The sequence below is a fragment of the Caballeronia sp. dw_19 genome (genome assembly GCF_018449515.1).
In the GTDB taxonomy this organism is placed as follows: domain Bacteria; phylum Pseudomonadota; class Gammaproteobacteria; order Burkholderiales; family Burkholderiaceae; genus Caballeronia.
In genome coordinates, this window is the sequence record NZ_JAAVUQ010000001.1 from 473,763 (window position 1) to 485,445 (window position 11,683).

At 60.6% G+C, this 11,683-nt stretch carries 14 protein-coding genes; all 14 read right to left on the bottom strand.

Annotated features, from left to right (window positions below):
• Positions 1-89: 89 nt before the first annotated feature.
• From ccmI to HB376_RS02070, 14 genes are read right to left on the bottom strand one after another with little or no spacing between them, the layout of a single operon-like run.
• Entirely contained in the window at positions 90-1,316 is a 1,227-nt protein-coding gene (gene ccmI, locus HB376_RS02010) for a c-type cytochrome biogenesis protein CcmI (RefSeq protein WP_213761729.1), read from the bottom strand.
• Positions 1,313-1,906, bottom strand: a complete 594-nt coding sequence (locus HB376_RS02015) for a cytochrome c-type biogenesis protein (RefSeq protein ID WP_346730419.1) — start codon at positions 1,904-1,906, stop codon at positions 1,313-1,315. The genes ccmI and HB376_RS02015 overlap by 4 nt, the downstream gene beginning before the upstream one ends.
• Positions 1,899-2,438 (bottom strand): DsbE family thiol:disulfide interchange protein, encoded by a 540-nt coding sequence (locus tag HB376_RS02020; protein WP_213761730.1) that lies wholly within the window; start codon positions 2,436-2,438, stop codon positions 1,899-1,901. Before HB376_RS02020 ends, HB376_RS02015 begins: the two co-directional genes overlap by 8 nt.
• Positions 2,435-4,492, bottom strand: coding sequence for a heme lyase CcmF/NrfE family subunit (locus HB376_RS02025; RefSeq protein ID WP_213761731.1), 2,058 nt, complete (start codon positions 4,490-4,492; stop codon positions 2,435-2,437). The genes HB376_RS02020 and HB376_RS02025 overlap by 4 nt, the downstream gene beginning before the upstream one ends.
• Positions 4,489-4,959 (bottom strand): cytochrome c maturation protein CcmE, encoded by a 471-nt coding sequence (gene ccmE / locus HB376_RS02030; protein ID WP_346730420.1) that lies wholly within the window; start codon positions 4,957-4,959, stop codon positions 4,489-4,491. Before ccmE ends, HB376_RS02025 begins: the two co-directional genes overlap by 4 nt.
• Positions 4,956-5,147: a heme exporter protein CcmD gene (locus tag HB376_RS40715; RefSeq protein ID WP_255631106.1), complete on the bottom strand. Its 192-nt coding sequence runs from the start codon at positions 5,145-5,147 to the stop codon at positions 4,956-4,958. The genes ccmE and HB376_RS40715 overlap by 4 nt, the downstream gene beginning before the upstream one ends.
• Entirely contained in the window at positions 5,144-5,863 is a 720-nt protein-coding gene (ccmC, locus tag HB376_RS02035; RefSeq protein ID WP_213761733.1) for a heme ABC transporter permease CcmC, read from the bottom strand. The genes HB376_RS40715 and ccmC overlap by 4 nt, the downstream gene beginning before the upstream one ends.
• A gap of 13 nt (positions 5,864-5,876) precedes the next feature.
• Positions 5,877-6,545: a heme exporter protein CcmB gene (gene ccmB, locus HB376_RS02040; RefSeq protein WP_213761734.1), complete on the bottom strand. Its 669-nt coding sequence runs from the start codon at positions 6,543-6,545 to the stop codon at positions 5,877-5,879.
• Complete coding sequence (gene ccmA / locus HB376_RS02045; protein WP_213761735.1) at positions 6,533-7,228, bottom strand: cytochrome c biogenesis heme-transporting ATPase CcmA; 696 nt, start codon at positions 7,226-7,228, stop codon at positions 6,533-6,535. The genes ccmB and ccmA overlap by 13 nt, the downstream gene beginning before the upstream one ends.
• 10 nt (positions 7,229-7,238) lie before the next feature.
• A complete protein-coding gene (locus HB376_RS02050; protein WP_213761736.1) occupies positions 7,239-7,853 on the bottom strand; it encodes a NapC/NirT family cytochrome c in 615 nt (204 codons plus the stop codon).
• A 9-nt stretch (positions 7,854-7,862) separates the two neighbouring features.
• Positions 7,863-8,360 carry a nitrate reductase cytochrome c-type subunit gene (locus tag HB376_RS02055; RefSeq protein WP_213761737.1) on the bottom strand — a complete coding sequence of 166 codons (498 nt, stop codon included), beginning with the start codon at positions 8,358-8,360 and terminating at the stop codon, positions 7,863-7,865.
• Between the two features lie 10 nt (positions 8,361-8,370).
• Positions 8,371-10,875 carry a periplasmic nitrate reductase subunit alpha gene (gene napA / locus HB376_RS02060; protein WP_213761738.1) on the bottom strand — a complete coding sequence of 835 codons (2,505 nt, stop codon included), beginning with the start codon at positions 10,873-10,875 and terminating at the stop codon, positions 8,371-8,373.
• Complete coding sequence (locus HB376_RS02065; RefSeq protein WP_213761739.1) at positions 10,847-11,182, bottom strand: chaperone NapD; 336 nt, start codon at positions 11,180-11,182, stop codon at positions 10,847-10,849. Before HB376_RS02065 ends, napA begins: the two co-directional genes overlap by 29 nt.
• Before the next feature lie 53 nt (positions 11,183-11,235).
• Positions 11,236-11,394 (bottom strand): periplasmic nitrate reductase, NapE protein, encoded by a 159-nt coding sequence (locus HB376_RS02070; protein ID WP_031359061.1) that lies wholly within the window; start codon positions 11,392-11,394, stop codon positions 11,236-11,238.
• Between the last annotated feature and the right edge of the window lie 289 nt (positions 11,395-11,683).

Consider the following 11,683-nt stretch of genomic DNA (forward strand, 5'->3'; position numbering starts at 1 on the left):
GAATGAGGTGACCAAATGCCGAGCTTAACAAGTTTTTGCAGCGGGTCGAAAATCGGAGCGCTGGCAAAGTGGCGGTTGATATGAAGCGCCTATGGCGATGGCGCCGCGATCACCACGCTGGCGTGTCGATTCTCCAATCCCTTGGCGTCGCCTCGTCCGGTCAAGTAGTTCTCTCCCGATGCAGAAACAATCCGCGCTTCCACCACAACCTGCGGGTGCGCCGACAATGTGTCGGTTGCGTTGATGGCAAGCGAGTCATCGAGAACGATCGTGATGGGAAGTTCACCCGCAGCCAGCCGACGCTCGCCGAGCAATATGTTCGTCGGCACCACCGCGCTCGCCGTGTTCGTCGGCGCCGAAGCCGGTGCGTCGCTCGAGCGAGCCGTCACGATGACCGCTGCATCGGGCGCGACGTGCGCGCCATCGGCCAGTCGAATATCCACGGTAACCGCGCTCAAGCCCACCGCCTCATCAACATTCTTACGCACCCGGACGGCCTCGGGCGAATCCGGCTTTAACGTCGCGATCAGCCTTCGCCAATACACGATCGCGCTGGCATAACTCCGCGCGTCGAACGCCGCCGATGCCGCCAACGCAAGCGCTTTCGGATCGGCGGAATCGATGGCGAGCGCCGCCGCGATCTCCTCCGATGCTCGCCCGGCGAGCCGGCCATCGTCCGCGCTGGCGATGGCATCGGCGAAATCGGCCCGCAGCGGTGCGTCGCCCGGTTCGAGCGCCACCGCCTTCGCATAGGCCGCGACCGCGTCCGTCGGCCGCTCAAGCACGGTGTACGAGCGCGCGAGCGTGGCCCAGGCGGCGGCATCGCGAGGATCTGGCGCATGATCGCGCAGACGAAACGCGAGCCGCGAAACCATCATCTCCACCGACATCGACGACATGTCGTGCGAGAGGCCCAGCGAGTCGTCCAGCGACGTGTCCAGCTTGAGCGCGGCCGGTTCACCGAGCTTCAGATACAGCAGGCACGCGGCGCTCGGGAACAGCGCAATCAGCACGGCACAGGTTGCGGCGCGTGTAGCCGTACCCGACGTGGAACTGCGTGCGAGCGAAGGCGAACCAGCGGTATCGGCGAGTACGCGCTGTTCTATATCGTTGCGCACGCTTGCATGCTGGTCTGGCGATAACGCGCCCGAGCGCAGATCCGCGTCGGCATCGGCCAATTCCAGCCGATACAGCGACACGCTCAGCTCGCGAGCCCTCGGTGCATTGGTTGCATTTTCCCGCTGCATCAACGGCACGACCGCGCACAGGATAGCCGCTATCAACATCACGGCGGCGATGATCCAGAAGGTAATCATAGCCGGTCACCCAGCAGATGTCTGGCGCGTTGCTGCTGCAGGTCAGTGAGCGGCGGCGGGGTCATCTTCCGGCGTTGCAAAACGATGCCTGCGAACACTCCGAGACCAAGCGTAAGGAGGACGAACGGGCCGATCCAGAGAACCCACGTCAGCGTTTTGAACGGCGGATCGTAGAGAACAAAATCTCCGTAACGCGTCACCATGTAGTCGCGAATCTGCGCATCGGTTGCGCCCTGCTGGACTTGCTCGTGAATGATCATGCGCAGGTCGGCGGCGAGATCGGCGGTGGAATCCGCGATGGTTTCGTTCTGGCATACGAGACAGCGAAAGCTCGATTCAAGGTCGCGGACGCGGGCGGCAAGTTCCGGGGCGGCGCTCGCAGTCAAGGTGATTCCTGCGCTCGTCCCGGCATCGGCTTGCGTTCGAACGTTACTGTTGCTTTGAACCTGTGCGTCAACGTCAGCGGGGAAGTGGGCGGCTCCCTGAGTGCTGACATCGGCGTCGGCGATCATCACGACGCCGGAGTTGGCGGCTGCGCTTGCCACGCCAATCACCAACACGCAGCACAACCCGACCACGATGCTATTCATCGCTGCCCTCGCCTTGAAGGCTTCGCACAAGCGGCAGGATTTGCGTGTCGAGTGCGGCTTGCGTCAGTGGTCCCGAGCGTTTGAAGCGGATCACACCATGCCGGTCGACCACAAACGTTTCAGGCACGCCATACACGCCATAGTCAATTCCTGTCTGTCCCGAGCGGTCCATCATCGATGCTATATACGGGTTGCCCGCCTGCCTGAGCCACTGTCGCGCGGCGTCCGGATCATCCTTGTAATCGAGCCCATAGATCGGCACGATATTCTTGCCGGCGAGCGCGACGAGTGCCGCATGTTCATCGCGGCACGACTCGCACCATGAGGCCCACACGTTCATCACCCATACCTGCCCGCGCAACGCTTCGGGAGACAGTTGCCGGTCGGCGGCATCGAGACGCGGCAGGTCGAACGTGGGCGCTTCCTTGCCGATGAATGTTGACGGCAAGCGTCTCGGATCGTTCGATAGCGACGCCGCCAACACCGCGCTCAGGCACGCGAAGAGAATCAGCGGGAGCAGGAAGCGTTTCACGATTTCGTCTCCTTTACGTTCGCGATGTTCGCTACATTCGTTACTTTAGCCGCCGCGATAGCCGCCTGAGTTCGAATCCGCACATGCGGCGCACCCGCCACAGCCTGCCGCCGCTCACGCACGGCCAGCCGATACCGCCGATCGCTTGCCGCCAGCACACCGCCGAACGCCATCAACAAACACCCCGCCCAGATCCAGTCGACGAAGGGTTTGATCTGCACGCGCACGGTCCACGCGGTGTCGCTGTTATCGGCTGCATCGCCGAGTGCGACGTAGAGATCGCGGAACACGCCGCGGTCGACGGCGGCTTCGGTCATCGTCGTTTTCTGCACGACGAAGAAGCGTTTCTCCGGATGCATCACCGCGATCACGCGGCCTTCGCGGCTCGCCACTATGTTCGCCCGCAGTGCGCGATAGTTCGGGCCGTCGACCGGTTTCGTGCCATCGAAGCGAAAGGTGTAGCCGCCGGCCTCGATCGATTGCCCGATATCGAGCCGTGCATCGCCGGCTGTTTCATAGCCTTTGACCAGTGTCACCCCAGCGATAAAAACGCCGATGCCGAAGTGCGCAATCAGCATGCCGTAGAACCCGCGCGGCACATGAAAGAATCGCAGGATCCAGAATCCTCGTTGTTCCGCGATACGTCCGGCCAGCGCAGTGAGCACGGACGTTGCGCACCACACGGCCAGCAGCATGCCCAGCGCAACCATCGGTTTCCATCCGCCTGCGAGCCATGGCAACGCAATCGCCGACGCCACGCTGACCAACGCCGCCCAGCACAAACGCACGAGAATATCGGGCAGGCGCGCGGACTTCCACCTCGCAATTGGTCCGATGCCCATGAGGAATATGGCGGGTGTCATCAACGGCACGAATACCGCGTCGAAATACGGCGCACCGACGGAAATCTTTCCGAGCCCGAGCACATCGAGCACGAGCGGATACAACGTGCCGAGGAACACTGAAGCGGCCGCGACCATCAGCAAGACGTTGTTCGACAACAGCAACGATTCACGCGATATCGCGGCAAATCCTGGGCCCAGTCCGATCTTTGGCGCTCGCCATGCGAACAATATCAACGCGCCGCCGGTCACTATCGACAGGAACATGAGGATGAAAATGCCGCGCGTGGGATCGGAGGCGAATGCGTGCACCGACGTAATGACGCCCGAACGCACAAGGAACGTGCCGAGCAAGCTCAGCGAAAACGCGCAGATGGCGAGCAACACGGTCCACGCGCGAAAACTGCCGCGTTTGTCAGTGACGGCAAGCGAGTGCATCAGCGCCGTACCGACGAGCCACGGCATGAACGACGCGTTCTCCACGGGGTCCCAGAACCACCATCCGCCCCATCCGAGTTCGTAGTACGCCCAGCCGCTGCCGAGCATGATGCCCAGCGTGAGGAAGGTCCACGCGGCCGTGGTCCACGGTCGCGACCAGCGCGCCCAGGCGGCATCGAGTTCGCCCGACAACAGCGCCGAGACGGCAAACGAGAACGCTACCGCGAAGCCGACATACCCCATGTAAAGAATGGGTGGATGCGAGACCATGCCCGGGTCTTGCAGCAACGGGTTGAGATCGCGGCCATCCATTGCTGGTGGCAAAAGACGCGTGAACGGATTCGAAGTCCACAGCATGAACAGCAGGAAACCCACGTTGATCCAGCTCATCACGCCGAGCACACGCGCGACCATGGGTAGGGGAAGCTGCTTGCTGAATACGGATACCGCCGCCATCCACCACGTGAGCAGCAAGGTCCAGAGCAACAGCGAACCTTCATGGCCGCCCCAGACCGCCGCGAAGCGGTAGATGACCGGCAGCATCGAATTGGAATTCGACGCGACATACGCCACCGAGAAATCATTGCCTATAAATGAAACCGCCAGGCAACCGAACGCCATCGTGACAAATCCGCATTGGCCACGTGCAAGCGTCCACGCGCTTCGCGTCCAGCCGGGGACCCCACGGGCCGCGCCGACAAGCGGCAACACGCCGGCTGTGATCGCGAGCACCAACGCGACGATCAGTGCGAACTGGCCAAGTTCCGGGATCATTGTGGTGCCCCAGCGGGAACAAGCGCCGTGTCCGATACCCGCATGGAACGCGCGCGCTTGATGGCTTCAGCGGCGTCCGGCGGCATGTATTTCTCGTCGTGTTTGGCCAGCACCTGATCCGCCAGGAACACACCGTCCGGCAACAATCTGCCCTGCGCCACCACGCCCTTGCCTTCGCGAAACAGGTCGGGCAGCGGCCCGCTGTAAACCACTGGAATGTCCCGGGCCGTATCGGTGATCATGAAACGCACGGTTAGCCCGCTGGCATCACGTTCGACCGATCCACGCTCCACGAGGCCACCCACTCGCAGTCGTGCTGCGTGTTTCACGCTGCCCGAGACGAGTTGCGAGGGCGTAACGAAGAACATCACGTTGGCGTTGAACGCATTCAACACAAGCGCCGCAGCGCCGCCGAGCGCCACAAGCCCGGCGGCGACACCGCACGCGCGCCGCGTGCGCCCTTTCACGGTTTCTCCGTCAACGTGTTGCCGCGTGTGTGCGGATGGGCAACATGTCCACGCCTGCGCTGCCGCCTGTTCGAACCGACCGTTATCGCGATCTCGATGGCGAGCACGAGGAAGGTGATGTCGAACGCGACCCACAGGTACCAGAGATCGCCATCGCCACCGGTCAAGCTGTTCACGATGTTCATCATGCTGCCTCTCGTTCATCGATAATCCGCCGCACCCGCACGAGCACCATGGCAATCGCGTAACACCAGAACGCCAGCGTCATTACAACGAGGCCGGCGAGCATTGAGCTGTCCATCGATACCCCGCTGCCGAATGAAAGCGATGCCCCCTGATGCAGCGTGTACCACCACTGCACCGAAAAATAGATGACGGGCACATTGACCACGCCGGCGAGCGCGAGCACGGCGCAGGCACGATCGGCGCGACGGGTGTCGTCGATGGCGCCATGCAGCGACATGAAGCCCAGGTACAAGAACAGCAGAATCAGTTCGGACGTAAGCCGGGCGTCCCAGACCCACCACGCCCCCCACGTCGGACGGCCCCACAGTGCGCCGGTCACCAGCGCGAGGGCGGTGAAAATCGCGCCGGACGGGGCGATTGCGCGGGCCATCATCGCGGAAAGGCGTGCGTTGAGTATCAGGCCGAGCGCCGCGTAAGCGGCCATCACGACATAGAGCAGCATGGACATCCACGCCGCCGGCACATGCACGAACATGATGCGATAAACGTCGCCCTGCACGGCATCCGTGGGCGCGATGAACAACGCGATCTGGATGCCCGGCATCGCGAGTAATAGCCCGGCAATAGCGAAGCCGGGAATCATCTTCCCCGCCAGCCGGTGAAACGGTCTCGGCGATGCGTAACGCAACCAGCCAGTCAGCGCGATAGATGAGTTCATGGTCGATACGCCCTCATTCCGCCGAGATTCTCAGCGCCGCGACGGTTGCGACCGGGCACAGCGCGAGTGCCGCCAGCAGGCTCGCGCCGAGCAGCGAAAAATTGGCCGTCGACCATGCGCCGGCGCGTGATGGATCGGCCGCGTTGGCACCGAAGATCAGCACCGGCGTTTCGAGTGGAAGCACCAATACCGCGAGCAGCATGCCGCCGCCCCGCACGCCGAGCGTCAACGCTGCGCCCATCGAACCGATGAGGCTCAGAACAGGCGTTCCGAGCAACAACGCTGCCGTGAGGCGGCAGACGCTATCGAAGGACAAACCGTATTGAAGCGCCAGAACGGGCGCAAGCAACACGAGCGCGAAGCCGCTCGTGAGCCAGTGCGCGCCGATCTTCGCCACGACAATCGTCATTAGCGAACGCGGCGAAAGCAGCATCTGGTCGAGCGCGCCATCGGCGAAATCAGGGCCGAATAGACGCCCTAGCGAAAGCATTGCGGCGAACAGCGCGGTCACCCACAACACGCCAGGCGCGATAGCTTGCAATAGCGCTGGATCAGCTCCGACCGCGAGCGGAAACAGGCTCGCCGCGATGACGAAAAACAGCAGGCAGCCGAGCGCGGCGGTGCGTCGCCGCCACGTCAGGGCCAGTTCGCGCTGCACGATGCGCGCCGTCAGTCGGAACATCGGCCGCACGGTTCGAAATAGAGATTGCGGGTGGCCGAAGGCGCGGTGGTGATGAGCTTATGCGTGGTCATCAATACGATGCCGCCTCGCTCCAGATGTCCCGCGATGCAGCGTTCGAGCACACCGGACGATTCTTCGTCCAGCGCTGCCGCCGGTTCGTCGAGCAACCACAGCGGCTTGTGTTCCAGCAACAGCCGCGAGATAGCGAGCCGGCGCTTTTGTCCCGCAGACAAGCCGCGCACAATCGCGTGCCGGTAGCGGTCGAGCCCCACGCTCTCGAGCGCTTTCTCCTGGACCTCTACCCGCTCTTCGGCCACTTCGCCCAGCACCGAGCTGAAGGTCAGGTTCTCGGCAGCAGTCAGATCGTCGCTGATGCCGTTCAGATGCCCGAGATACGCAAGCGACTGACGCCACACTTCCGGACGCGCCTGCGCATCCTTGCCGCGCCATCGCACCGTGCCCTCGCTCGGTTGCAACAGACCCGCGAGCACGCGCAGCAGCGTGGTCTTGCCGCTGCCATTCGGGCCGTGGATCTGCAGCACCTGGCCGGCGTCAACGTCGAATCCGACGTCGCTAAAGAGCCTTTGCCCACCGCGGTCGAAGGCCAGTTTGTCGACAGACAAAAGTGCATCGCCCGATCTTGCCGAAGAGAATTCCGACGGGATAAACGTGTTCTGCTTCATCGTAGACCTCTCAATGTGAACGCGCTTCGCGCAGCTGTTGATCTCGCATTGCCTGAGTCATGTCCGGCAATTCGTGTGCAATACCCTTGTGACAATCGATACACGTCTTCTCGCCCGTGCCGAGAAAGCGCTGATGCGCGCTCTGTGCCCGCGGGCTCTGGCGCGTGAAATCCATCGACTCGAACGAGTGGCAATTGCGGCACTCCAGCGAGTCGTTCGCTTTCATGCGGCGCCACTCGTGTTCAGCGAGTTCGAGCCGCCTCTCCTGGAACTTCTCGCGCGTGTTGACCGTGCCAAATACCTTCGCCCACACTTCCTTCGATGCCTGCATCTTTCTCGCGATCTTGTCCGTCCAGTTGTGCGGCACATGGCAGTTGGAACAGATCGCCCGCACGCCGCTACGGTTGCTGTAATGAATCGTGCTCTTCAGTTCAGCGAAGGTGTTGTCGTGCATCTCATGGCAACTGGTGCAGAACGCTTCAGTGCTCGTCACTTCCAGCGCCGTGTTGAACGCACCCCAGAACACCACGCCCGCGATAAACCCGCCCAGCGTCAGGAAGCCGAGGCTGTAGTAGGTGCTCGGGCGGTTGATCGTCTGCCAGTAGCGCTTTATCAGGCCGAACATCGCACGCTCCTACTTCTTCCCGGCCGCGTTCGGCCCAGCAGGCCCGGGCGCGACGCGCACATCTTCCGCATCCGTGAACGTGTTGCCGACAAGCGGCTTCGTATCGGCTTGCGGGACATGACACTGCGTGCAGAAATAGCGCCGCGGCGAGAGGCTTCCGAGCGTGACGTTGTCTCGGGTGAGGTAATGCGATACGCCGATAGGCACGGCTCCACTCTCGGCCGCGCGGCTCCTCGCATGGCACGCGAGGCAACGGTTGGCGTTCTTGTCGAGTTGATAACCGTCGATCTTGTGCGGGATCGTCGGCGGCTGCTGTGCATAGGCGCGGCCACGGATGACATCCTTATTTTCGATAGGTGCAATCAACGGCGGTTTCGCCTCTTCATCGATCGGCGTCGTACCGCGCATGGCGTCGTGAAACGGTTCGGCAGGAATCACCGGCTGGGTCGACGCCGCCTGGGAAAAAACACAAAGACTTGCTGCAACCACCACGGTCCACGCTCGCATGGCAGTCTCCTCAGACTCGAACAATCTTGACCGCGCACTTCTTGTAGTCGGTCTGCAGCGAGATCGGGTCGGTGGCGTCGAGCGTCACTTTGTTGATCAACTGGCTCGCGTCGAACCACGGTACGAACACCAGACCGCGCGGCGGTTTGTCACGACCGCGCGTCTCGATCCGCGTACGGATAAAACCGCGTCGCGACATCACCTTGACTTCATCTCCGCGTCGAAAGCCGAGCGCTTTTGCATCGTCGGGATGCATGAAACATACGGCGTTGGGGAATGCCCGATACAACTCCGGCACGCGGCGCGTCATTGATCCGGAATGCCAGTGTTCGAGCACGCGTCCCGTTGCGAGCCAAAACGGAAAATCCTTGTCCGGCGCTTCGGCCGGCGGTTCGTACGGCAGCGCATAGATCACTGCCCGGCCGTCCTTGTTGCCGTAGAACTGATACCCCGTGCCGGCTTTCACGTAAGGGTCCGATCCCTCCCTGTAACGCCAGCGCGTCTCCTTGCCATCGACTACCGGCCAACGCAAACCGCGCGCTTCGTGATAAGCATCGAAGGGGGCGAGATCGTGACCATGCCCACGACCGAAGGTCGCGTATTCTTCGAAGAGCCCCTTCTGCACATAAAAACCAAAGGCCTTCGCTTCATCGTTCTTATAGTTCGGATTGCTATCTTTACTCGAAAATTTATCGACCTGGCCGTTGCGGTAGAGCACGTCGTAGAGCGTCTTGCCCTTGAGTTCCGGCTTCTTTGCGATCAACTCCGGCGGCCAGACCTCCTCGACCTTGAAGTGCTTCGAGAACTCCATCAACTGCCATAAATCGGAGCGGGCGCCATCAGGTGCTTCCACCAGTTGATGCCAGAATTGCGTCCGGCGTTCGGCATTGCCATACGCGCCTTCTTTCTCCACCCACATTGCCGCGGGCAGGATCAGGTCGGCGGACACGGCCGTCGCGGTCGGGTATACGTCCGACACCACAATAAAATTCTCAGGGTTCCTATATCCGGGCAACGTCTCTTCGTTCAGGTTCGCGCCTGCCTGGACGTTGTTATTGCACATGACCCAATACGCGTTCAGCTTGCCGTCCTTCAGCATGCGGTTTTGCAGCACCGCGTGATAGCCGGGCTTTTCTGGAATTGTGCCTGCGGGCAACCGCCAGATCTGCTCCGCGTGCGCCCTGTGTTCCGGGTTCGTCACCACCATGTCCGCCGGCAGCCGATGTGAGAACGTCCCCACTTCCCGTGCCGTGCCGCATGCCGACGGTTGCCCGGTCAGCGAGAACGGGCTATTGCCCGGCGTTGCGATCTTGCCCGTCAGCAAGTGAAGGTTGTAGATCATGTTGTTCGCCCACGTGCCGCGCGTGTGCTGGTTGAAACCCATGGTCCAGAACGACACCACCTTGATATTCGGATTGGCGTAAAGCTCGGCGAGCTGATCGAGCTTGGCCTTGGGCACGCCCGACAACTTCGTCACGTAATCCGCGTCGTACTTCGAGACGAAGCGCGCGAATGCGTCGAAGTCCATGGGCTTCGAACCATTCGGATCGCCCGCGTTTTTAGCGGCTTTCTGCAATGGATGATCGGGACGCAGGCCATAGCCAATATCCGTATTGCCTTCCTTGAACGTCACGTGCTTCGAGACAAAGTCCTTGTTCACGCGATTCGTCTTGATGATCACGTTCGCGATGTAATTCATGATCGCGAGGTCGGACTGGGGCGTAAAAATCACCCTATAGTCCGCGAGATCAAAGCTGCGATGCTCGAACGTCGACAGCACAGCGACCGTTGTCTTCGGGACGCTCAGCTTGCGGTCCGTCACACGGGTCCAGAGGATCGGATGCATCTCCGACATGTTCGATCCCCAGAGCACGAACGCGTCGGCTTGCTCGATGTCGTCATAGCAGCCCATAGGCTCGTCCATGCCGAAGGTGCGCATGAAACCAGTCACCGCCGACGCCATGCAATGCCGCGCGTTCGGATCGAGATTGTTGCTGCGAAACCCCGCCTTCATGAGTTTCACCGCGGCATAGCCTTCGAACACCGTCCACTGGCCCGACCCGAACATGCCGACTGCTGTCGGCCCCTTCGCTTTCAGCACGCGCTTGAATTGCTCGGCCATCGTGCTGAATGCCTGGTCCCACGAGACCGGCGTGAACTCACCGTCCTTCGCATACTTGCCGTCCTTCATGCGCAGCAGCGGCGTGGTCAGGCGGTCCTCGCCGTACATGATCTTCGAGAGGAAATAACCTTTTACGCAGTTCAGGCCGCGATTCACTTCGGCCAGCGGATCGCCCTGGGTCGCGACTACCCTGCCGGCTTTTACGCCTACGCTCACACCGCAGCCTGTCCCGCAAAAGCGGCATGGCGCCTTCGACCAGGTCACGTCGGCATCGGCGACAGCAGCGAGGCTCTTGTTCACGCCAGCGGAAAGCGCTGGCAGCGCGACGCCGGCCGCCGATGCAGCGGTCGCCGCCGCCGTCTGCTTAATAAAGCTTCGACGCGTCAGGCTCATCGCGAATCTCCTGGTCGAGCGCTTCAATATCCTCGTGATGTTGATAAACAAGCGACGCCGAATAAACACCCGGAAGCGCATGGATGGCATTCAGTTGATCGACGATGTCAACAGAGCGGCGCGCCTCCAGCGTCACGATTATTTTTCCCTCTGGACTGGTTACGTGAATCTCGGACCCGGGGATAAGTGAAATAGCCTGCTTGATCTTTTCAAGATTCGATTGACTTGCATGCACGACAATTCCCGCAATATGCGCCTCGGGAATTGAAACGAGTTCAGCGAATGCATTTTTCAGGCGTGCAGACATGAATCGACTCCTGTCGCTTTCAATTACATGAAACGAATTAATCCGCGCTTTAGTCAGTGAGGCGGACCGCCGATCAGCATTTGATAGAACCACACGCTGAAGCCATAAATGGCAACAAACATGATGGTCAATACAGGAACCATGATAATGGTCAGAAAGAGGAAGCTACGGAGCTCTTCCGTCTTTCGAAGGCGAGTTTCGGTTTCCGTCATGATTATGAAATACGAGAGGCCGTGCGATTAAAATCCGGTTTTTCGAGATGCTGTGGAGATGATTGTTGGCGTACGCGGGGAAAGCGTCAAGGGATTTATTGTTTTACGGACATACGAGAAACGATCGATTGTTTCATTTAAAAATAATTATTAAAAACGGACAGCTTTATATCGCTGATTACTAAACCAACTTAAACTCTATTTAGTTAAAACCCGGATTTTGGAAATTTGAATAAAATCTATTATTTTTTTGATAACTTGATTAAAGATCGACGCTCGCGACGGGTGA